Genomic DNA, 22,043 nt, shown 5'->3' on the forward strand with positions numbered 1-22,043 from the left:
GGCCGACCGTGGACCCACGGTCGGCCACCACGTGACCCGCGTTCACTGGAGGGGCAGTGGGAAGGCACCCGAGCAGATCCCTGGGGACGACTGGCGGATGACGGGGGCGGGGACGGGAGCGCCGGGACCGTCCACGTCCGGGCGGCCGTACCGCCCGCCGTCACCGGCGGGAGAGCCCGACGAACGTGGCAGCGGTGCCGAGCCCGTACACGAGATGCCCACCGAGGTCCTTGGCCAGCGTGGCCCGGTCGTACTCCCAGATCGGCTTGTACAGCATGGCGGCGGGCAGGACGACATAGCCGACGCTCCACACCGCCGCTCCGAACGGGAGTCCGAAGGCGACCCGCGGCTGACGCAACGAGCCGGCGACGATGCCGTAGAGCGCGCCGTTGAGCATCCCGTACCCCCAGTGCGTCACGTTGTTGACCAACCGCGCGCGGTGATCCGCCAGCTGCGTCTGGAAGAGGCCCTCGGCCAGCCGCTTACCCACCTGGGCCGGAGCCGGTGCCTCCTCCCAGCCGTCGAGATCCGCTGAGAACTCCCACCGCGGGAAAGTGCTCGTGCCGCCGCCGAGCCGATGGCGCGCGAAACCCACGAGGTCCAGCGCGAGAGTGCCGACGGCACCTCCCACGAGACCCCGGACGACGGCGCCGGCGGGCGTCGAGCGTCGTGATTCGCTCATGGGTCCGGTCTCCTCACCTCGATGGTCGATCATCCGTTCACGACGCGTCGGCACGGGATCCGGCGTGAGCGCCGTGGAGAACCTCGGTGCGCTGTGGCACAGCAGGAGATGCCGACCGAGTCGCACGGCGAGGACCGGGTCGCGGTCGACGGTGCCAGCGATCACGCGTGGCCCGCTCCAGGCAGACCCCGTGTCTGGGCACAGCAGACACCCTGCCGCCGGCCGGCCGGAGTGGCACCCGTGACTGTCCCGTGTCGTGCCCTCGTCAGCCCCGGCCATCCCGCGGGACACGCGTGGTCGTGGGCAGAGCAGTCGGATACCGCCACGGGACGTCTGCGGCGGTCGGACTCGACTGGAGCAACCGAGCACAGCAAGACCCTCGACCAGGCTCCGGACGCCCACCCGGGCCCTGTTCGTGTCGGGTCCGAGCAGTGCCGCCGAGGCCTGTCTGCTCCGGTTCCCCTTCGAGACCGGCTACTGGGCGTGCGCTCCGTGGTCGAAGCCGCCGACCGGGACGCCCCCTCCACGGGCACCATCCCGCACCGGGCCACGCCGGGCGCGCCGCGGTCCGCCGCTCGGACCTCCACTGACGTTCGCATCAGCCCAGCACGTTGCGCTGGCCTCGTTCCCAGCCGCTGAAGAGGGACCGGTCACCCGACTCCCACGCCGCGCGCAGTCCGCGCCCGCCCGGGTCCCAGTCGGGACGGATCTCCCTCGTCACCTCGCGGAGATCCCGCCACAGCTCGTCGACCGTCGGGTGACCCCAGAACCAGTAGGCGATGTAGACGCTGTGGATGACCAGCCCGGGCTTGAGCACCAGGGTGTGCGGGATCATCGGGTCGTGCTCCGGGTCGGTGTACTCCTGGATGTCGAGGTCCCGCTGGATGGTCCGGCCAGGGTCCGACAGGAAGGGCCAGCCTGCGCCGACCGACGCCCGGAAGGCCAACAGCGGGTGGTGCTCGTCGGTCGTGATCGTCACCATCTGCGTGTAGCCGACGAGGAGTTTGGACTGGAACGCCGCCAGTTCCAGGTGCTGTTGGACGTCCTTGGGTGAGTAGCTGCCGCGGGACAGGACCAGCACCATCGGGTCGGCCCCTTGGATCTCGCTGAGTCGCCGAGTCGTGCCCGTGTGATCGGGGAGCGCGTAATCGGGGAAGACCCCGCCCCGGGCGATGTCGGAGCGCACGGTGATCACCGCCTTCTTCTCGTGTGCAGGACGGAGGACGCGACCGGCCATCACCCGGCGCGGGAGGCCGAGGGTGTCGTGTCGACCGCCGGCAGGCTGCAGCCGTGGTACGGAGCGGGAGGAGCCATGCGGCTGGGCGCCACCCTGCCGTCCCGGACGAACGCGATCGTCACCACGGCGGCGACCACCGACAGCGCGGCGAGGACGACCATCGCCTGCCGGTAGCCGTCCATGAGGGCTGCCGCCAGGCCGTCCCCGGCGGTAGCGCCGATGAGGGTGGGGGCGAGCGCGATCATCACCGCTCCACCCAGCCGCGCCGCGACGTCGTTGACGGCGGAGGCCTCGCCGAGGTCGGCGTCCCTGACCGCAGCGAGCACGGCGGCCGTCAGCGGGGTGACCAGCAGGCCGAGCGCGAGGCCCCACAGGACCACGCCGGGGAGCAGCTCGCGGACATAAGGGCCCGGGCCGGACTGGGCCAGCCACAGCGCGGCGCAGGCGAAGACCAGCATCCCGGCGGACATGAGCCGACGCGGACCGAGCTTCTTCAACACGGCGCCGCTGAGAGGGGACAGCGCGATGAAGATCACCGAGGACGGGATGAGGACGGCGCCCGCCTTCGCCGCGTCGTACCCCAGGACGAGCTGGCACCGCAGGACGAGCAGGTAGGTCGCCGCGTACTGGGCCCCGTACTGCAGGACCGTCGCGACGTTGATCGCGGAGAACTGGCGGGAGGTGAACAGCGACACGTCGAGCATCGGCGTGCGGACCCGGCGCTCGACCGGCACCAGGGCGACGAGGCAGAGCACACCGACGACGAGCTCGGCGATCACCCGCGGACTCGTCCAACCGTGCTTGGCGGCCACGGTCAGCCCATCGATCACCGCGGCCAGCCCGATGACCGCCAGCGCGGCACCAATGCCGTCGAGGGACGTCCGACCGCGAGTGGCCCGGCTCTCCGGCACCGGCAGCAGCGCGAGGAGTGCGAGCAGCAGGAGCGGGACGTTGAGCAGGAAGACGGCTCGCCACGACGTGTGGTCGACCAGCCAGCCGCCGACGAACGGCCCGAACAGCGTGCCGAGTGACGCCAGTCCCGCCCAGATGCCGATGCCGGCGGCCCGGTCCTCCGTGCGCAGGGCCCCGTTGAGCAGCGCGAGACTGCTCGGGACGACCAGGGCCGCACCGACGCCCTGGACGATGCGTGCTGCGATGAGCAGCTGGAAGTCCGGGGCCACGGTGCACCCCACCGAGGCCGCGAGCATGACGCAGAGCCCGGTGACGAGCACCCGCCGGCGTCCGAAGCGGTCGGCCAGTGCCCCGCCCACCAGGAGCAGCGCCGCTGCGGTCAGGAGGTACCCGGTGACGCTCCACTGGATGGAGACGAGATCGGCGCCGAAGTCCTTGCTGATCGCCGGCACGGCGACGTTGACGACGCTGGCGTCGAGGAACCCCGCCATCGAGGCGAGGGCCGCTGCCGCGATCACGGCGCCGCCCGCTCTGCTCCGCAGTGGGACCTGAGCCGGCGGCGCAGTGCCGCGGTCCGTCGCATCCTGGGCCGGGAGCCCGCCCCCGGAGGCCGTCAGTGCCTCGCTTCTGTTCATGGGTCCGCTTCTTCCTCCGCTGTGGGCTGTCGGCGTCGTGCGCCGGTGAGGACTCCCGGGTCGCGAGGGGATCACCGTGCGAACGGTCGCCCTCGGGTTCCGGCGCGCACGACGGTCGCGCAGTACGTGCCTCTTCACACCAGGGAGGACCCTGGGACGCCGACCGCTTCCACCGTGCGGCTGCTCCCACAGGTGAAGGGGTCCCCGAAGCCGCCCCGGGGCGCCGTCCGCGCTGACGCGGGCCTGCTGGCGTGGCAGGTCCTCTCGGTCCTGGGGGCAACGACTCGACCACCTACGTCGATGACCTGGCCGGGCTCCTCACGCACCTGGACCTGCACGACGTCGTGCGGATCGGGCACTCCACGGAGCGGGGGAGAGGTCACTCCCCAGGTGGGCCGGCACGGGACGGCTCGGGTCGCCGAGGCGGTGCTGGTCGGCGGGATCACTCCGCTGGTGCCGCAGGCCGACGCCGACGCGGAGGGCTGGTCGAAGTCGGTGTTCGATGCGCTGTGGGCCGGCCGTCGGCAGTCGAGGCGCGAGTCCGGTCCCCGGTGTCCGGTGCATCCCGGCACTGCAGCGGGGCCGGATCCTCATCGGGGCGCACAGCGAGGGCCGGGTCCGGTCGCGGTTCGAGCGGTCGTGTACGACCCAGGACGAGATCACGCGCCGCCGGGCCGCGCGTCCCCGTCGCCCGGGGGTGGCTCGGCCAGGAAGGCCACGACGTCCGCGGCGAACCGCGCGGCGTGCTGGAACAGGAACCCGTGGGCCGCGTCGGGGTAGATGACGACCCTGGCGTCGGGGAGCAGGCCGGCGAGCAGGTGGGAGTACCGGGGGAGGATCATCGGGTCGCTGTCGCCGTTGGCGACGAACACCGGGCAGGCGATGCCGGTGACCCGCTGCAGCCGGGCGTGGTCGGGCACTCCCCAGGCGCAGACGGCGTCGTACTGGGCGAGCCGGGTCTGCCAGGTCGTCACCCGGTCCCGGTCCTCGGTCCGGGCGAGCATCCGCCGGAGGGACTCCGAGCCGGCTTGCCGGCTCTGCGGTGAGCCGGTGTAGAAGACCTCCAGATAGCCCTCCGGGCGGGTCTGCGGGCTCCCGACGGCGGCGACGACCGCGGGCGCCCAGCCGTGCATCCCGGCCGCCCCCTGCGGCGCCGAGGAGGCCAGCACCAGCCGGCGGACGGCGTCGGGCCGGACCAGGGCGACCTCCTGGGCGACGAAGCTGCCGAGGGAGAAGCCGAGCAGGTCGACCCGCTCCAGGCCCAGGGCGTCGAGGAACGCGAGGGCGTCGCGGGCCATCTGCGCAACGGTGCCCGGCGTCGTCCCGGAGGAGCCGCCCACGCCGGTGTTGTCGAAGGTGATCACGCGGTGCGAGGCGCCCAGCGCGTCGACCAGCGCGGGGTCCCAGTTGTCCAGGTTGCCGCGGAAGTGCTGGAGGAGCACCAGCGGCCGGGGGCCGGCGCCGGTCTCCCGGTAGGCGTACTCCACGCCGTTGCCGGCCCGGATCCGCCGGGTGACCGAGCCGCTGTACCCGGGGTCCCCGGCTGGCGGCGGGCGGCGGTCTGTGGTGACGGTGCTGGCGGTGTCGGACATGCTGCCTCTCCTGGCTCGGGGCGCGCCGGGACGTGGCGTGTGTCCGTCGAGCGCACCGGTGGTGGCCAGAGCATCGAGCCGCCGGCCCGGCGTCGCGCCCGTGGGCACCCTGGTCTCTGCTCGGATCCCGACGGCCAACGGCGTCACCGGCGGGGGACCCACGTGTGCACCAGGGAGCTCCCCGAAGTGACGCGTCTGGGGAGGGCGTCACCGGCAGCGGGACACGCCGCCCACCAGGCAGAGGCCCTGATGGGCACGAAGGAACCCGCACCGGCGACGTCGCGGTCCTGGCCGTCGGCCTCGTGGTCGTCGGTCTCACCGTGCGTCGTCTGCAGGAGCACCGCGTCGACGTCCGCCGGCCTCCGTGACGGAGCGCCGGGACATCGCCAGGGGCCGACCAGGGACGGCACGGGTGCGAAGGGCGGAGCTCCGGCCACACGCTGGGCGCCGGAGTCCAACGCGACAGGTAGGGAGGTGAAGTCGTGTCCGACACCACGCGCACCCGGTCGGGGACGCAGATCCGTCCCGATTTCACCACTCTGGACGGCCTATCCATCCGATTCGCCCGCAGCGAGGTCCGCGACGAGCAGGCCCTTCTGTTCTGCCCGTGGCCGGAGAGCTTGTTCGCGTTCGCGCCGACGTGGGAGTCCCTGTCGGAGCAGGTGCAGCTGTTCGCCGTCGACCTGCCGGGCTTCGGGCACTCACAGGGGCGCCGGGACCTCCTCTCCCCCCGGGCGATGGGGCGGTTCGTCGTCCGCGTCGCCGACGCGCTGGACCTGAGGTGCCCCCATGTCGTCGGACCCGACGTCGGCACGAGCGCCGTGCTGTTCGCGGCGGCGTCGGAGCCCGACCGGTTCCGCAGTCTCGTCGTCGGCAGCGGCGCGGCCTCGTTCCCGCTGGAGCTCGGGGAGCCGCTGTCGAGCTGGGTGGGGGCGCCGGACCTCGACGAGTACAGGACACGCGACGCCCGGGCGATCGTCGCGGCGACGCTCGAGAACGTCTCGGCCACCCATGCCCTCCCGGCCGACGTCCGGGAGGACTACCTCTCCGCGTACGAGGGGGACCGGTTCGTGGAGTCCATGCGCTACGTGCGCGCCTACCCCACCGATCTCGCCGACCTGCGGGACGTGCTGCCGGGTGTCCTCACACCGGTGCAGATCATCGCCGGGGCGCGCGACACGGCCATCCCGCCGTCGAACGCCCGGTACCTGCACGACCGGCTGCCGCACAGCCGGCTCGATGTGATCGACGCCAGCCACTTCACCTGGGAGGACGACGCCGCGGCCTACGCCGCAGTCGTCACCCACTGGTGGAGCGAGGGACACACAGCGGCCGGTGCGGACAGCTGAGCTGCGCCGCATCGCGCACCCAGGTGCGCCATCGCCTCGAGGAGCAGCGCCCGGACCGTCATCCCGCGCACGGGGGACGACGACCGTCCGGAGGCCCACCACCGATCGCCGCGTCACCAGTGCGCCGGGGACGCGCGTGCACCACCCCGTGACCAGCCCAGGAAGGAAGCCTGATGACCGCCACGGTGCCGAGCGCCCCCGACCGGACGGTGCTGGAGGACAAGGTCCTCACCGAAGCCGTCTACACCGCGACCATCGATGCGCCGATCGAGAAGATCGACATAGCCCGCTGGCTGTTCACCCTGCCCGACGCGGAGTACCAGCGCTGCGCCCCACCGGACCACAAGGCCGCCGGCTACACGACCACGGACGACGGCCGGCCGATGTCGATCAACGTCGAGATGATCGGGACGGGACTGACGATCCAGCACTACGTCGCCCAGGTGGCCGAGAAGCACCACTGCCACATGGTCTCGCTGTCCGACGTGCTGACTCCGGCCGGGTGGACCACCACGCAGGTGACCTGGTGCCTGCAGGCGGAGGCGGTCGACAGCAGCACGTCGACCTACACCAACACGGTGACCAGTCACCCGACCGCCGAGTTCATGCAGTTCATCGAGGCCCAGGGACAGAGCTGGGAGGACGCTGCGCGGGCGCGTCAGGCCGCGACAGACGACCACTGCAGGCGCGAGACGCCGTTGTACGCCGCCAGCATCGGTCGGTACGCGAACGCTCAGCGGTGACCGTTCCCGGCGGAGGCGTCACGGCGTCCCTCGCCTGGAGAACGCCTCCGCCGGGCCGGTCGGTGCAGACGCGCCGATCCCGCGCCTCGCCCCGGGAGGCTGCACTCCCGGGCGGGTGCCGTGCGCAGCGACTGCGGCGCCCACATCGACGTCGCCGTCCGTCGCGCCGGACGGTACGCGGGAGGCGCACTGCACCGCGGGCAAGCGAGGGCGCGTGGCGCACCGTGCAGGAAGACGCCAGGAGTGGACGACATGGCTGCACCACGAGGTCGAGGGGTGATGGTCACACGCCCGGCGCCCGGCGCTGCCACGACGAGGCTCGGCAGGGCCGCCGTCGAGATCGACGACCGCTTCACGGCCGCGGGCTGGCTGCGCCGCACCATGAACAAGGTCTATCCCGAGCACTGGTCGTTCCTGCTCGGTGAGATCGCGCTCTACGCGTTCGTCGTGCTGCTGCTCTCCGGCACGTTCCTGACCCTCTTCTTCGACGCGTCCATGCGTGAGGTCGTCTACGACGGCTCCTACGCGCCGTTGCGGGGGGTGGAGATGTCGGCGGCCTACGACTCGGCGCTGGGCCTGTCCTTCGACGTGCGCGGCGGCCTGTTCCTGCGCCAGCTGCACCACTGGTCCGCGCTGCTGTTCCTCGCGTCGATCATGCTGCACCTGCTGCGCACCTTCTTCACCGGCGCGTTCCGCAGGCCGCGCGAGGCCAACTGGCTCCTCGGGGTCGGCCTGCTCGTGCTGGCCCTCCTCGAGGGCTTCACCGGCTACTCGCTGCCCGATGACCTGCTGTCGGGTACGGGGCTGCGCATCGCGTCGGCGATCCTGCTGTCCCTTCCCGTGATCGGCACGTGGGCGCACTTCGCGGTGTTCGACGGGGACTTCGTCGGCGAGCAGATCATCGGCCGCTTCTACGTCGTCCACGTCCTGCTGTTCCCGGCGATCCTCCTGGCGCTGATCGCGCTGCACCTGCTGCTGCTGGTCAAGCACAAGCACGCGCAGTTCCCGGGCCCGGGGCGGACCGAGGACAACGTGGTCGGCGAGCGCTTCTTCCCCAGGTTCGTGACGCAGACGGTCGGGCTGCTGCTCGTCGTGTTCGGGACGGTGGCCACGCTGGGCGGCCTGGTGCAGATCAACCCCATCTGGCTGTGGGGGCCCTACACCCCGGCGCAGGTGTCGGCGGGCTCGCAGCCCGACTGGTACGTCTTCTTCCTCGACGGATCGACTCGGCTGTTCCCGGCGTGGGACGTCCACCTGCCCGGCGGCTACACCATCCCGGCGCTGTTCTGGCCGACGCTCGTGCTCCCCGGCGTCCTCTTCACCCTGCTGGCGACCTACCCGATCATCGAGCGCCGGCTGACCGGGGACACGGTCTCCCACCAGTTGCTGCAGCGGCCGAGCGACGTGCCGGTGCGCACGTCCCTGGGCGCCATGGCCATCGCCTTCTACCTGGTGCTGACGATCTCCGGCGCGAACGACGTGATCGCCGACACGTTCCACATCAGCCTGAACGCGATGACGTGGGCCGGTCGCATCGGGCTGATCCTGCTGCCACCGATCGCCTACGTGCTCACCTACCGCATCTGCCTGGGTCTGCAGCAGCACGACCGGCAGGTGCTGCGGGAGGGCATCGAGACGGGGGTCATCCGCCGGCGGCCCGACGGTGCCTACCTCGAGGTGCACCAACCGCTCGGGCCGGTCGACGAGCACGGCCACGGCGCGCTGGCCTACGGCGGCGCGGCGGTGCCCAAGCGGATGAACCAGATCGGCGCTGCCCGCCGCGCCGTCCGCGGGTTCTTCCGACCCATCGAGGAGCCCGGCGCGGTCGAGCCGGAGCGACCGGCCGAGGGCCACGGCCCGACCCCGGACCACCGCCAGACGGGCGATGGCAGCGACCGGCCGGGCCGCACGCCGGCACCGAGCCGACGGCGCGGGATGGAAAGCACCGACCGTGGCATCCCCGGCCAGCGGACCGCCACGGCATCGACGTCCCCGGACGGGCGCGTTCCGTCGTGGTTCAGGCCCAGGCGCCGGACCGGCGGCGCGTCGGTCCCCTCGCCGCGTTCCCCGCTCGGCAACGACGAGGCAACGGCGAACGACCAGGCGGCCCGGAGACGACACCGCGGATGAGCGGAGCCGACACCGCGGATGCACCGGCACGGCCCGACCGCCGTCCGGTCACCGGGGTAGGGCGGGGACGGCACCCCCCCGACCGGGAGGTCGAGCCGGGTGATCGAGTCGGGGCGCTCCTCTGACGGGCTGTCGACCGAGCCGCGACTGGCCGTCGACGGCTCCGGCCGTCCGCCGGGTCATCCTCATCGGACCTGGTCAGGGGTGCTGACTCGCCGAGGCTCGCCGCCGTGCGCGTGCCTCGCTGCGGGACGGGACGGCCGCCGACCCGGCTAGGCGGCAGCGCCAGGCGTCTGAACGTCGAGGACGTGCAGCGGGTCGATGCCGCGCTGCGGTTGGTGCTCAGCCTGTAGCGGTTGATCGCTCTGCTGGACGCGACCAACTCACGACCAAGGAACCACCTCCGGTGTCCAAAGATGACCAGCACTGGCCGTCGACGTGAACCGCCATCGACCTGCACTTCCGTCGCTGGCCAACCACCGCCGACGGCTCCGAGACCGACTCGCCGGGTCATTGGTTCGAGTCCGATCGGGGGGAGCACCACCGCAGGTCAGCCCGATCCACCGCGGCCGCATGCACGGGGACGTCGTCGCACCGGCACCCTGACCGGCGCGGACGGTGGTCAGCAGTCGATCGACCGCTGGGACGGCTCCACCCGGCTCACGTCGGCAGCGGGCCGAAGAAGCCGACGATCCGGCGCAACCTGCCCTCGCCGTCGACGTCGCCGAAGTCGGTTCCCTCGACTGCGACCGAGCCGTCGGCCGCCAGCATCCGCCAGGCGAACCGCAGGTGACCGTCGTGCTCGTCGACGCCGCTGACGATCTCGATGCGGGCGCCCGGGTTCCCCTCCTGGAACAACCCGATGAGCGACGACAATCCGTCGCGGCCCTCGACACGGCTCAGCGGGTCGCAGTAGACGCCGTCCTCGGCCCAGCAGGTGTCCAGCAGTGCCCGGCGCGCGGCGGCGTCGGTCTCGAGCCATGCCGCGGCGTACTGCTCGACGGCAGTGCTCCCGAGGGTCAGCGTCATGCCGGGGACGCTATGCGGGACCAGCGGTCGCAGGCAGGGGCGAACGACCCGGCACGGAGCCGGCTCGGCCGAGGCGGCGCGTGCTCAGTCGCCCGGAGCGATCCCGCGCACCAGGTTGCGCACGAGCTCCACGGCGAACTCCTCGGTGAGCGGCTGGTCGGGGAGCAGGAGCCGGTGGTAGCAGGCACCCCACAGCTGGTCGACGACCACCTCGGGGTCGACGTCGGGGCGGATCTGGCCGCGGGCCCGTGCTCGCTCCAGTGCGTCGACCGCGAGGGCCCGCCGTGGGCCGGAGTATGACCGGCGGTAGGCGGTGGCGAGGTCGGGATCGGTCTGCGCCTGGGCGATGAGCTCAGCGACGACCCGGCCGGCGGGCGTGTCCTCCTGCTGGGCGGCGCCGGGCACGAGGGACCGGAGTTCGGGCGTCCCGACGTGCTCGCGCTCACTGCGGCCTGGCTGCGGGCGAGGTTGGCCGGTTCCCGGGCGACGTGAGGGCCGCGCGTCGGCGAGCGGGCACGCGGCCGCTCGACCTCGTCACGCCTCGGCGGTGTGGTCGACCAGCGTGTCGACGAGCCGATCCCAGGTGTGCGGTGGCGGCAGCTGGTGGCCGACACCGTGGAGCTCGAGGAGGCGGGCGCCGGGGATGGCGGCGGCCAGCGCCCGGCCGTGGGCGAGGGGGAACAGCGGATCGGCGGTGCCGTGCACCACGAGGGTGGGCAGGCCCGCCAGCCGGCCGAGCCGTGTGTCGCCGGAGCCGTCGGAGTCGAGGAGGAAGTGGTTGGCCAGGCTCGCGGCGATGTCGTTGCTGCGGTCGAACACCCGACCGGCGACCGCGCGCAGGCGCGCCTCGTCGAAGGTGCCCGGGCCGGCGTAGGGGCGCTCGCTCTCGACGACGTGGTCGACGACGGCGTCGCGGTCGAGCCAGTCGGGCTCGGTGCCCATCTCGGCGACGGCGGCCTGCAGCACCGGACTCGGGCCGGGCAGGCCGTCGACGTCGGGAGCGAGCGGGGTCGTGGACACCAGCGTCAGCGTCGCCGGCCGGTGACGGTGCTCGAGCGCCAGGCGCTGTGCGACCCCGCCGCCCATCGACAGGCCGACCACGTGGGCGCGGGCGATGCCGAGGCCGTCGAGCACGGCGACCGCGTCGCTGACCAGATCCGCTCCGGTGTAACCGGGGGCACCGGGCGGCCAGTTGGTCGAACGGCCGGTGTCGCGCTGGTCGTAGCGCACGACCCGGCGCCCACGGTCGGCCAGACGGCGGCAGAACCCGTCCTCCCACCAGTCCATCGACCACGTCGCTGCGCCGATCAGCAGGATCGCGGGATGCGCCGGCTCGCCGAACCCCTCGACACAGAGGCGGACGTCTGCGCCGACACGGACCGTCGTCCGCTCGCTGCTCGTGGCGCTCATCGCCTGGTCGTGGTGCACGTCTCGTCCACGTCCAGGAGTGACTCGACGGCGACGCCGGAGTCATCGGATGAGCAGTCGCGCCACCGGGCCGTCGTCGGGCAACCGCAGTTCGTCGAGCCGCCGGTGCGCCTCTGGATCGCCCGGGCCCTCGCCGCCGGAGAGCCGTTGCCCATCGGCTGACCTCTCGGGCCGGTGGTCAGGGATCTCCGGGCGCCGTCGCGGCGGGGGCTGCGGTCATGGAGGAACTCAGGTCGACGAGCGGTGTGGGAGGGACACGGATCAGGCCGCGGGTGGGGCGGTCCAGGTCGAAGGTGACGACCAGGAGGACCGTGACCAGCACGGATGCGATGAGCACGGTGGGCACCCCGCGGCCGAAGGTGGCCAGGTGCAGCGCCAGCGCTGCGATGGCGATGGCAGCGCCGGCCACCTCCAGGACCAGGACGGCGGTCGGCACGCGGTTGCTCAGTCGGTACACCCGGTCGGTCTGTGCGTCGAACATCTCGTTGAGCGTCTCCACGTACAGCCGGGGAGCGCTGTCCACCGGCGCCTCGTCGAGCGCTCGCCCGGCGAGGGCCCACAGCCGGTCCTGGTGCGACCCGCTGTCGGCGATGGCGCGATCGTGCTCGGGGGTACCGGGAACGGTGTCGGAGATGGCGATGCTGACCTCGGTGTAGCTGCGGAGGAGGGCCAGCGACTCCGTCCGCATCGGCTCGGCCAGTGTCTGTGCGCGGAGGTACGTCGTCCCGATGGCGTTCGCCTCGGCGACCACGTCGGCCCTGCGTGACTCGTAGCGGCCGACCGCGAGGCTCAGGCCGAAGGCGAGCACCAGGCCCATGAAGCCGATGAGTGCGCCCTGCAGGACCCCGTAGGACTCGCGGACGTGGTCCGACCGGGCGGCCATCGCCCGGCCGACCAGCAGGCCGGTGACCGTGGCCACGGCCATGATCGCGCCCAGGACGGCGGCCAGGACCCACGTGTTCAACCCGAAGAAGACCATGGACCGGGTCCTCCTCGTCCCGAGGCCGGGTCCGGGCGCCTGCTCCCGGTCGCCTCCCGGCAGGACGACCGAGGGGAGTCCGGCGCACGGCTGGGGCGGGTCGTCGTGGCCGCGTCGCGGCGGACGCGGCCCGACGGGGCCTCCCGGGCCGGGGGCGACCTCCTGGACGGGTTCCGCGACGTCGTCGTCGACACGGCCGGACGCAGGTCCGCACGCGACCTGCTGACACCACCGTGTGCGGGTGTCCGGTGGTCGCGAGACCGGGGGAGGGCGACTGTGACGGTCATGACGCTCCTCCCGGTGGGCTGCTGAGAGGATCCGAGCCCGGCGGGCCGGGCGCCTCGCCCGGCCGAGGTGACCACCGGCGACGTCCGGGAGCGGCAGAGCCCCGGGAGACGACGCCGCAGGCCCGCGGCGGTGTCGCGGAGCCGGCGGTCACCGGCAGCCGCCACGGCGGGCGGCGACGCCAGGTCGCTCATCCTCCTCGGGTGAGGAACGCCGTGCCGGGCCCCCCGAAGCTTGGGGCCGCGTCGAGGGTGTCGCCGTCGTCGCCCCCCGGGACGCACGCCGGGCGGTCCCCGAGACCGACCGGGCGAGGCCGTCCCGAGGCGAGCCGCACTCCCGGAGCGCCTCGGGAGCGGCCTGTCGGTGAGGGACGAGGTGGTGCCATGGACCGCGCAGGCGGCCCGAGCCGGCACGGCCAGCCGGAGAGCTACACCTGGCCGCTGCTGACGATCGTCGCGGTCATCCTGCCGCAGGCGCTGATTCCCCCGGGACAGCGAGTCGGGCCACCGCTGGTGGTCCCGGTCGTCGAGGGGATCGCGCTGCTCGTGCTGCTGGGCATCGCGGCCCGGCCCGGGCCGGTGCCGCGCGGGGCCCGCTCCGTCGTGCTCACCCTCTTCGGGGTCCTCGTGCTGGCGAACACCGTCGCGGCGGTACGGCTCACGGTCCTCGTCCTCGGGGACGGCGAGGTCGACGGCGTCGCACTCACCGTCGGCCGGCTGCTCGTCGCCGCCGTCCTGGTCCTGGTGGTCAACGTGGTCACGTTCGCGCTGCTCTACTGGCAGCTGGACGGAGGTGGGCCGGCCGGTCGCGCGGCGGAGCCGACGCCCTTCCCCGACTTCCAGTTCCCGCAGACGGGGACACCGGGCCTGGCACCGCCGGGGTGGCGCCCGCACTTCGGGGACCACCTCTACCTGGCGTTCACCAACCTGGTCGCCTTCAGCCCGACCGACACCCTCCCGCTGACCCTCCGGGTCAAGGGACTCATGGCGCTGCAGTCGCTGATCTCCCTGGGCGTCCTCGTGGTGGTCCTCGCCCGGGTGGTCAACATCCTCCCCACCTGAGCCCGCCGTCCGCGTCCTGTCGGTGGCCCGGTGCGGCTGACGCCCGGGGCGCGCGTGACCGACTCGGCGGTCACTGACGCTGGGCGGCGAGCCGGCACTCGAGCAGACCGTTGAGCCGGGACTCAGCGTCACGCTCGGCGCGGACGGCGTCGGCGTCCCCGTACCGGATCGTCGACGCACGGGCGTGCCGGAGCGCGGCGAGGGCAGCGGTGATGGACCGGTCGAGGGTGGAGAGGTCCGGGAGAGTCGGTGCGGTCATGTCAGGCCTCCGCTCTGACGCGCGGCTCCGGCGCTGACGGCGCCGGACACCGGCGGGGGCCGTGGTCTGGAGGACCCCTCGCTGCTGCGGCCCGTCGTCGAGCATCGCGGGCCGGCTGACCCCGCGACTCACCCGAGCGGTGTGAGCTGCACGTGCCGGCCACGTGGCGGGGACGACGACAGGCGTGTCGCGTCGGGACTGCCTGCCCGTCCAGAGGGGCTCGACGGCCGCCCACTCGGCCGCCCACCGGCGGGACCGGGTCCGATCGAGCCGGACGAGGTCTGCGGCGGACGGTCGGTAGGGGGCACCGCTCCTCGTCCGGTCCACGCCCGGCCACTGCTGCGCTGCGCACCTCGCAGCACCGGCCGTCGTCGGACCGATCCGTCGGTGCAGGGGCGGCACACCGGCGACCGGGCCGGGTGCCACGCGGACCACGGACCCGGGACCACGGACCCGGAGACCACGGACCCGGGGATCGCGACGCGGGGATCACAGAGCCGAGTCGCGCAGCTCCCGGCCGTGGACGATCAGCGCGTAGATCACCAGGACGTCGATGGTGATGACCAGGATGCTCCAGACGGGATAGGCCGCGATGAACGCCAGGTTCACCAGCGCACTGAGCCCGGCGAGGACCACGCCCACGGCGCGGGCGGCCACGTTGCCGCTGAGCACGCCGACACCGCAGATGACGAGGAGCACGCCCAGGAGCAGGTGGGTCCAGCCCCAGACGGTGTAGTCGACGTCCACCACGAGGCGGGACTCGGTGACGGCGTAGAACCCGTCGTCGAAGATGGCCACGAGGCCTTCGATCGCCTGGAAGGCGCCCAGCATCAGCATCGTCACGCTGGCGAACACGACCCAGCCCGTCCAGGCGGTCGGGGCCGGGTCCCTGCCGTAGGCGGGACGGGTGGTGTCCACGTCGGGACGGGACGAGCCTAGGTCGGTCATCGGGGCTCCTCGGGTGCGGTGCGCCGGGTCCCACGCCCGGATCCGGGGCACCGTCGCGCGCGTGCCGCACCGGGGCGTCACTCGTTCTGGGTGAAGCCGTGCGGGAGTGCGGCCGACGCGGCCGGGACGCTCGGAGGAGGTGCCGGGGTCCGGCTGCGTCGGTGCTCGCCGGACGGCTCCGGCGCCCGCGCGCGGCGGGCCAGGCCGAGCTGCACCGCACCGACGACCAGTCTCGCGATCAGGCCGACCACGACCAGCCCGACCACCATCTGGATCGTCACGAGGACCCGGGCCAGCTCGCTGACGGGAGCGATGTCCCCGAAACCGACCGTGGAGAAGACGGTGACGGTGAAGTAGATGCCGTCGGTGCGGTCGAGCGGCTCGGTGAAGGCCCCGGGCTGCTGGGCGGCGATGACGCCGTAGGTCGAGGCGAAGGCCAGGAGCAGCAGCGGCAGTCCCACGGCCAGCGCGCGGATCGCCCGCAGCCTCGGCTCGTCCGACCGGACGATGCTGCGGAGCTGGAACGCCACGAACACCGAGAAGAGCACCAGGGACGCGACGAACACCGCTCCGGTGACCCAGTCCAGCGGCCGGTCCAGCGGTGCGTGGTAGTAGGCCACGAGCAGGAGGATCGACGCGGCTGCTGAGGACAGCAGGGTCGTGACGACCGCCCGGCCGCCCGGTCTCAGGCTTCCGGGCTCACCGGCCACCGCGCACCTCCCCTCACCTCACCGCACCCTCCGGTGCCCGGTCCCGCCGCGCATCCCCCGGGACGGGTGGGCGGGGGGCCCGCCCGCCGCTCATCCCCGACGGGCGATGGCCCGGGCGGGCCGGTCGGCCAGGGTCGGGAGGCTGCACCCGGCACATGGCGGCGGACGAGCTCGCGAGGCCCGGCCGCACCTCGCCATCCGGGACCCGGACCGATCGATCTCCGACGAGGGACATCCGATGGCGACCACGACCCCGGCACGGCGGAAGCACACCACCCGAGCGGCGCCCGAGACGACCCGTGAACAGCGTGTGGCCCGGGGGAAGGCGGCGCGGGCCGAGGTGCCGCGCGCCAGCCACGCCGACTTCACCGCCGGCGCGGACCGCACCGATCCGCTGTCCCTGCTCGAGGGCCAGGGGCTCACCCGGGTCCCGGAGCTGCTGCCCATCCGGTACGGGCGGATGGCCTCCTCGGCGTTCGCCTTCTTCCGCGGTGCAGCACTGCCGATGGCGAGCGACCTGGCGCGGACGCCCCGGACCGGGCTCACCGTCCAGGCGTGCGGGGACGCGCACCTGGCGAACTTCGGGCTGTTCGCCTCACCCGAGCGGACCCTCGTGTTCGACGTCAACGACTTCGACGAGACACTGCCCGGCCCCTGGGAGTGGGACGTCAAGCGGTTGGCCACCAGTCTGGAGATCGCCGGGCGGGCCAACAGCTACCCGGACAAGACCCGGTCCGGCATCGTGCTCGCCTCGGTCGCCGCCTACCGGCGGGCGATGCGGGCCTTCGCCGGCATGGACGCCCTCGACGTCTGGTACGCCCGTGCCGACGCCGACCGGCTCGAGGCGCTCACCTCGGTGTCGCTGCGCGGCCGCCAGCGCAAGGTGCTGGCCCGGGCCAGCGCCAAGGCCCAGACCAAGGACAACCTGGGCTCGCTCGGTCGCTTCGCCACGGTCGACAGCGGAGTGGCCCGGTTGAACGCCGAGCCGCCACTGGTCGTCCCGCTGCGGGACCTCGTCGACGATCCCGTCGAGGCCGAGAGGGCCGAGCGCGGACTCCACGGACTCATCCGTGCCTACGGGGAGAGCCTGGAACCCGAGCGCCGGGTGCTGCTCGACCGGTTCCGGCAGGTCGACATCGCCCGCAAGGTCGTCGGCGTCGGCAGCGTGGGGACGCGGTCGTGGATGGTGCTCCTGCTCGAGGACGGCCGGCACCCGCTGTTCCTGCAGGCCAAGGAGGCCGGCCCGTCGGTGCTGGAGGCCTTCGTCGGCGCCAGCGAGTACGACAACTGCGGGCAGCGCGTGGTCGTCGGGCAGCGGCTGATGCAGGCGGTCAGCGACATCTTCCTCGGCTGGGTGCGGGTCGAGGGCATCGACGGCCAGAGGCGGGACTTCTACGTACGGCAGTTGCGCGACTGGAAGGGCTCGGCGGACATCGAGACCATGATCCCGGAGGGGATGCGGGCCTACGGCGAGGTCTGCGGCTGGACGCTCGCCCGCGCGCACGCCCGGTCCGGGGACCGCGTCGCGATCGCGGCCTACCTCGGTGGGAGCGCCGCCTTCGACGTGGCCGTCGGGGAGTTCGCCCGGTCCTACGCGGACCAGACCGAGCGGGACCACCAGGCGCTCCTGACCGCCATCTCGGCGGGCCGGATCCCCGCCGAGACCGGGGTCTGACCCGGACGGGCACGCAGGCGGGCCCGGGGACCCGCGTCGAGGAGGTCCCGGCCGGCGTGAGGCTCCCGGTGAGGTCGTCGACGGGCGCACGTCCCGGGCGTCCGCGACGGCCCCGGCAACGCGCCGGGACGGCGGGCTGCACGCGCTCCGTCCCGCCGGCGGCCCTCGGGGACCGGCCGGCGGGACGTGTGCTGTGACGCGATCAGTTCCGGCGGTCGCGACGCCGGCTGACCCGCCGGGCGGTCCGCCGGGCGGTGCGCCGGGCGACCCTGCGTGATGCGAACACGTCGTCCTCCTCTCCGTCGTCGGTGTCCCGCGGTCAGGTGGAGACCGGCGAGCGCTCCAGGCGGTGCAGCTCGGCCGCCTCCTCCGCGCTCACCAGGCCGATCCCGACGAGGTCCAGCGGGCTGATGAACCCGTCGGCCACCCGGAAGCCGCCCGCGCGGACGACCGCGTCGCGCAGACCCACCGCCCAGTGGTGCTCGAGCAGCACCAGCGCGGCGGCCGAGCCGTTCGGGATGTCCCCGAGCACGTCCCAGGCGTCCTCGTCGGAGAAGGCGCCGAGCCCGTGGGCCGCCGCCGCGGCGCCGGCCTCCGCGCCGGCCTCCGCACCCTCCTCGCCGTCGAAGCCCAGGCCGACGAGGGCGCCGACCGTGCTGCCGACCTCGATGGCCTCCTCGTCGGAGAGGTTGCTCAGGTGCATGGCCTCGAGCTCGCCGTCGGGGTCCTTGTAGACCGCCAGGGCGTCGATCACCCGCACGGTGTCGCTCTGCCTCAGCCGCTCGAGCTCGTCGATGATCTCGCCGTGGAAGTCGGGCTGCGGGAACCCGAGCACGACGAGCTGTACAGGTCCGATGGCCATCCTGTCCTCCGTCCTGGTGTCCGGTGACCGGTCCACCCGTCGTCGACGGATGCCGGCGTCCGGAGCGTCGCGTCCCCCGGGCGGCACCACCTCGCCCGCGAGTGGTGACCGCGGCCCGGGGACGAGGCAGGGTCCGGACGGAGGGCCGGCGTCTCCCGCTGCCGTCGCCGGTGCCGGTCAGGTGCGCGGTTCCCGCACGGCGGCCACGGCGGCCCCGAGCAGGGCCCCGGTGCCGATGCAGCCGGCGAGGAAGCGCGCCGCGTCCCGGTGCCAACCCGTGATCTCGAGGCCAGCCGCCGGCTGGGGCCCCCGACCGCCGCGGGCGCCCGCCCGCGTGGTCCGCGTCGTCCGGTGCACGGTGTCGTCCATGGACGACACCGTGCACGCCCCCCGCCGCCGGGGGGCCCCCCCGGGGGGGGGGGGGGGGGGGGGGGGCGGGGTGGGGCCCGGGCCCCACCCCGACCCCCCGCGGAGCCGCCGGGTGCTCACCCCGGACGGGCGGTCCGGCGCTCACCGGCGGGGTGGTCGACCGGGGACGCGGACGTCGCGTCAGTCGACGTCGCCGTGGTCGTGTGCCGACAGGAACCCCGCGGCGGCGCGGAGGTCGGGCAGCCGCTCGCCCGCGGGGGCGGTGAGCCCGGCCCGGGCGCAGATCGCGCAGGAGCCGACCAGCCGGGCTCCCGCGTACTCGAACGGGGCGGTGGCGCGCCGGATCCGCACCTGGCCGTCGTCGGACTCGTGGCACCCGGAGAAGGCGAGGCTGCGGTCGAGCAGGTCCTCGCCGGAGAGCACCGTCGCCTCCGGCCCGGTCCCCGCCCACGGCGGCCACGACCCGCCCGACCGCTCCTCCAGGACGTCCGTCGCACGCTCGTCCATGGTCCCTCCGCCGTGTCCCGGTGCCCCCGCGGGGTGGTCGCCCTCCGGACCACACCCGAGCACCGCCGGGGTCAGCGTGGCGGACTCCCGGGACGGGCACATCGGACGATCCGTCCCATCCACCAGGGGCGGGTCATCCCTCGAGCAGACCGAGCTCCTGCGCCCGGGCGACGGCGTCGCCGCGCGTGTGGACGCCGAGCTTGCGGTACGTCGACCAGGCCTGGGCCTTCACGGTGTGCCGGGACAGCGACAACCGGCCGGCGATGCCCTCCAGCGTGAGGTGCGTCAGCAGCAGGGGGAGGAGACGCAGCTCCGCCGACGTCAGGGTCGCCGTGTCCGCCCGGGCTGCCCGCAGCGACGCGAGTCGCCCGCGCAGCTCGTCGGCCCGCTTGCCGAGCAGCCCCAGGTCGGGCCGGCGCCGCAGCACGGACTCCGCGTCCTGGAGGAACACGCGTGCCCCACCCGGGTCGTCGAGGCCGAGGGCGACCTCGGCCATCCCCAGCAGCGCCTCGACGGTCAGCCAGGGCAGCGCGTGGGACAGCAGCGGCCGCGCCCGCTGCGCCTCGGCGAGGTGCGTGCGCGCCCGCTGCGGGTCCTGCTGGTGCACCGCCACCCGGGCGGCGAGCGTGGAGGGCAGGACGCTGGTGACGTACCACCCGGCGTGCGTGCGCCGGACGGTCTCGAGCGCCTCCCCGACGAGTTCCCCGGCGCCGCGCCAGTCCCCCTGCCTCGACCGGACCAGGGCACGGTAGGAGAGGACCGTCGCGGAGAGGGGCGGCCGTCGTGTCGCGTCGACGAGCTCGCAGGCGTCGTCGAACCACGCGCCCGCGCCCTCGTCGTCCCCGAGGAGGAGCTGCGCCACCCCGCGGAGGAAGACCCGCAACGGGTGGTCGGGATCCGCGGCCGTCCCGGCGTCCGGGAGCCGGCCGGCCTCCTCGAGGTCGTGCCGCATCCGCTCGACGCCGTCCCGGCACATCGTCGCGCGCACCAACGCCAGCCAGATGCCGAAGCGCTCCGCGTCGTCGCCCGCCGGTCGCCGTGCCGCCCAGCGGTCGGCCAGGTCGGCCCACCGGTCGGCGGCGGCCGGCCGCCCGGTGAGCGCGCACAGGTACGCGGCCTGCGCCGCCATCGCGGGGTGCCGGTCGACCGCACCCCGCCCGTCGACCCACTCGAACCAGCCCATGAGGGTCCCGGACCGGCCGGCCGCGTACATCGGCTGGGCGAGGGCGATCGCGAGCCGCGCGACACGGTCGACGTCCCCGGCCCGCTGCGCGGCGTGGAGGGCCGCCTCGGGACGGCCGTCGGCCTCGAACCAGTCGGCGGCGCGGCGCAGCAACTCGGGAGGGGCGTCCGGTGCGGAGCGGTGCAGCCGCTCCCGGAGGAGGTCGCGGAAGATCGGGTGGTAGCGGTACCAGGAGCCCCGGTCGTCGAGCGGCACGAGGAAGAGGTTCTCCCGGCACAGCCGCTCCAGGTCCGCCGCCGACCCCGAGGTCTCGAGCACCGCGTCGCACAGGTCCCCGGAGAGGCGGTCGAGCACCGACGTCCGGGTCAGGAAGGCGAGGTCCCGCGGAGGGAGCCCGGACAGCAGCTCCTCCTGCAGGTACTCGGCAGCCAGGCGGTCCCCGTCCCCAGCGCCGGGGGTCCCGGACCGTCCGGGCGCCGTGCGGGCGAGGGCGGCGAGGTAGAGCCCGGCCGCCCATCCCTCGGTCCGCCGGGCCAGCGCGGCGACCTCGTCGTCGGGGAGGTCGGCGCCCGCGGCCCGCAGCAGCGAGCCCGCCGCCGGGCCGGAGAAGGCGAGGTCGTCGGTCCCGACGTCGACCGCCCGGCCCTCGGCGCGCAGGCGGGCCAGCGGCACCGGCATCGCGCGGCCGGCCAGGGCGGCCTGCGCTCCGCCGCGGGCGTGGCCGACGAGGGTCACCAGCGCGTCGAGGGACGGACCGTCCCGGAGGTGGTGCACGTCGTCGACCACCAGGACGAACGGCCGCGTGGGCCGGGCCAGTGCGGCGCCCAGGCGGGGGACCACGGTCGCCTGCAGGGAGGTGCCCGGCATCCGCAGCGCGTCGAGGACCCCGGCCGGCAGCGGGTGGACCCGGTCGACGGCCACGGCGAGGTGGGTCAGCAGGACGAGGGGGTCGTCGTCGTGCGGGTCGAGCGACAGCCAGGCGAAGGAACGGTCGTCGGCTCCGGACCACTGGGCGAGCAGCGTGGTCTTCCCGTAGCCCGCCGGGGCGACGACGGCGACGGTCGGTGCGCCGCGGGCGTCCCGCAGGCGGGCCAGCAGCGCAGGCCGCGGCACGACGCCGGGACGGACGGTGGGCGGGAAGAGCTTGGACTCCAGGACCTCGACGGGCAGGTCCTGGGACGTGCCGCGGGGGTGCACCGGCGTCACCGCCGGCGCGCCGGCCGGGCAGCCGGCCGCCGGGCTCCAGGACGGGCCGTCAGGGAGCCACCTGTTGCACGGACACCACGTGCAGGCCGAGTGACTGGATCCGCGCGAGGAGCTCGTGCAGCTGCTCGTCCCGGTGCACCAGACCGGAGATGACGGTCTCGGCGGTCACCTCGTCCACGTCCATGTCGGCGAAGGCGCCGCGCGCCCGCGGTGACAGCCGCCCGGTCACCCGGACCTCGTACCGCCGCTCCGGCATGTCGGG

General features: G+C 74.0%; 21 protein-coding genes. 5 read left to right on the plus strand and 16 right to left on the minus strand.

Going from position 1 to position 22,043, the window contains the following annotated elements; all coding sequences use genetic code 11:
• Positions 1-160: 160 nt before the first annotated feature.
• The 4 genes from ACI8AD_RS12420 to ACI8AD_RS12435 all read right to left on the minus strand — a co-directional run bounded on the left by ACI8AD_RS12420 (position 161) and on the right by ACI8AD_RS12435 (position 5,058).
• On the minus strand, positions 161-847 hold the full coding sequence (locus ACI8AD_RS12420) for a hypothetical protein (protein ID WP_456870833.1): 687 nt from the start codon (positions 845-847) through the stop codon (positions 161-163).
• Between the two features lie 433 nt (positions 848-1,280).
• Positions 1,281-1,919 carry a redoxin domain-containing protein gene (locus ACI8AD_RS12425; RefSeq protein WP_456870834.1) on the minus strand — a complete coding sequence of 213 codons (639 nt, stop codon included), beginning with the start codon at positions 1,917-1,919 and terminating at the stop codon, positions 1,281-1,283.
• Entirely contained in the window at positions 1,919-3,349 is a 1,431-nt protein-coding gene (locus ACI8AD_RS12430) for a DHA2 family efflux MFS transporter permease subunit (RefSeq protein WP_456870835.1), read from the minus strand. Before ACI8AD_RS12430 ends, ACI8AD_RS12425 begins: the two co-directional genes overlap by 1 nt.
• Positions 3,350-4,125: 776 nt before the next feature.
• Entirely contained in the window at positions 4,126-5,058 is a 933-nt protein-coding gene (locus tag ACI8AD_RS12435; RefSeq protein WP_456870836.1) for an alpha/beta fold hydrolase, read from the minus strand.
• Between the two features lie 482 nt (positions 5,059-5,540).
• On the opposite strand from ACI8AD_RS12435, the gene ACI8AD_RS12440 reads away from it, so the two are divergent.
• The 3 genes from ACI8AD_RS12440 to qcrB all read left to right on the plus strand — a co-directional run bounded on the left by ACI8AD_RS12440 (position 5,541) and on the right by qcrB (position 9,280).
• Entirely contained in the window at positions 5,541-6,407 is an 867-nt protein-coding gene (locus ACI8AD_RS12440; RefSeq protein WP_456870837.1) for an alpha/beta fold hydrolase, read from the plus strand.
• Between the two features lie 173 nt (positions 6,408-6,580).
• A complete protein-coding gene (locus ACI8AD_RS12445; protein WP_456870838.1) occupies positions 6,581-7,150 on the plus strand; it encodes a hypothetical protein in 570 nt (189 codons plus the stop codon).
• Between the two features lie 279 nt (positions 7,151-7,429).
• A complete protein-coding gene (qcrB, locus tag ACI8AD_RS12450) occupies positions 7,430-9,280 on the plus strand; it encodes a cytochrome bc1 complex cytochrome b subunit (RefSeq protein WP_456870839.1) in 1,851 nt (616 codons plus the stop codon).
• Positions 9,281-9,940: 660 nt separating this feature from the next.
• On the opposite strand, the gene ACI8AD_RS12455 is transcribed toward qcrB, so the two are convergent.
• The 4 genes from ACI8AD_RS12455 to ACI8AD_RS12470 form a co-directional block, all read right to left on the minus strand.
• Positions 9,941-10,309: a nuclear transport factor 2 family protein gene (locus ACI8AD_RS12455; protein WP_456870840.1), complete on the minus strand. Its 369-nt coding sequence runs from the start codon at positions 10,307-10,309 to the stop codon at positions 9,941-9,943.
• A gap of 84 nt (positions 10,310-10,393) precedes the next feature.
• Positions 10,394-10,714: a TetR-like C-terminal domain-containing protein gene (locus ACI8AD_RS12460; RefSeq protein ID WP_456870841.1), complete on the minus strand. Its 321-nt coding sequence runs from the start codon at positions 10,712-10,714 to the stop codon at positions 10,394-10,396.
• A gap of 129 nt (positions 10,715-10,843) precedes the next feature.
• Complete coding sequence (locus ACI8AD_RS12465) at positions 10,844-11,719, minus strand: alpha/beta fold hydrolase (protein ID WP_456870842.1); 876 nt, start codon at positions 11,717-11,719, stop codon at positions 10,844-10,846.
• Between the two features lie 196 nt (positions 11,720-11,915).
• Positions 11,916-12,716 carry a bestrophin-like domain gene (locus ACI8AD_RS12470; protein ID WP_456870843.1) on the minus strand — a complete coding sequence of 267 codons (801 nt, stop codon included), beginning with the start codon at positions 12,714-12,716 and terminating at the stop codon, positions 11,916-11,918.
• 668 nt (positions 12,717-13,384) lie between these two features.
• On the opposite strand from ACI8AD_RS12470, the gene ACI8AD_RS12475 reads away from it, so the two are divergent.
• Positions 13,385-14,062, plus strand: a complete 678-nt coding sequence (locus ACI8AD_RS12475; protein WP_456870844.1) for a hypothetical protein — start codon at positions 13,385-13,387, stop codon at positions 14,060-14,062.
• Positions 14,063-14,132: 70 nt separating this feature from the next.
• Here ACI8AD_RS12475 and ACI8AD_RS12480 read toward each other — a convergent pair whose 3' ends face one another.
• The 3 genes from ACI8AD_RS12480 to ACI8AD_RS12490 form a co-directional block, all read right to left on the minus strand.
• On the minus strand, positions 14,133-14,321 hold the full coding sequence (locus ACI8AD_RS12480; protein WP_456870845.1) for a hypothetical protein: 189 nt from the start codon (positions 14,319-14,321) through the stop codon (positions 14,133-14,135).
• A gap of 489 nt (positions 14,322-14,810) precedes the next feature.
• The gene (locus ACI8AD_RS12485; protein ID WP_456870846.1) at positions 14,811-15,239 is read right to left on the minus strand and encodes a DUF7144 family membrane protein; all 429 of its coding nucleotides are present in this window, start codon (positions 15,237-15,239) and stop codon (positions 14,811-14,813) included.
• 107 nt (positions 15,240-15,346) lie between these two features.
• Complete coding sequence (locus ACI8AD_RS12490; RefSeq protein WP_456870847.1) at positions 15,347-15,889, minus strand: potassium channel family protein; 543 nt, start codon at positions 15,887-15,889, stop codon at positions 15,347-15,349.
• Positions 15,890-16,217: 328 nt separating this feature from the next.
• Between ACI8AD_RS12490 and ACI8AD_RS12495 the strand changes: the two genes are divergently transcribed.
• Complete coding sequence (locus ACI8AD_RS12495) at positions 16,218-17,654, plus strand: DUF2252 domain-containing protein (protein WP_456870848.1); 1,437 nt, start codon at positions 16,218-16,220, stop codon at positions 17,652-17,654.
• 319 nt (positions 17,655-17,973) lie between these two features.
• Here ACI8AD_RS12495 and ACI8AD_RS12500 read toward each other — a convergent pair whose 3' ends face one another.
• From ACI8AD_RS12500 to ACI8AD_RS12520, 5 genes are all read right to left on the minus strand, one after another.
• On the minus strand, positions 17,974-18,516 hold the full coding sequence (locus ACI8AD_RS12500; RefSeq protein ID WP_456870849.1) for a hypothetical protein: 543 nt from the start codon (positions 18,514-18,516) through the stop codon (positions 17,974-17,976).
• 177 nt (positions 18,517-18,693) lie between these two features.
• Positions 18,694-18,885 (minus strand): hypothetical protein, encoded by a 192-nt coding sequence (locus ACI8AD_RS12505; RefSeq protein ID WP_456870850.1) that lies wholly within the window; start codon positions 18,883-18,885, stop codon positions 18,694-18,696.
• A 180-nt stretch (positions 18,886-19,065) separates the two neighbouring features.
• On the minus strand, positions 19,066-19,392 hold the full coding sequence (locus ACI8AD_RS12510) for a hypothetical protein (protein ID WP_456870851.1): 327 nt from the start codon (positions 19,390-19,392) through the stop codon (positions 19,066-19,068).
• 133 nt (positions 19,393-19,525) lie between these two features.
• Entirely contained in the window at positions 19,526-21,772 is a 2,247-nt protein-coding gene (locus tag ACI8AD_RS12515; protein WP_456870852.1) for a LuxR C-terminal-related transcriptional regulator, read from the minus strand.
• A 58-nt stretch (positions 21,773-21,830) separates the two neighbouring features.
• Positions 21,831-22,037 carry a hypothetical protein gene (locus tag ACI8AD_RS12520; protein WP_456870853.1) on the minus strand — a complete coding sequence of 69 codons (207 nt, stop codon included), beginning with the start codon at positions 22,035-22,037 and terminating at the stop codon, positions 21,831-21,833.
• Positions 22,038-22,043 lie beyond the last annotated feature (6 nt).

It is taken from the genome of Geodermatophilus sp. SYSU D00766 (assembly GCF_054049915.1).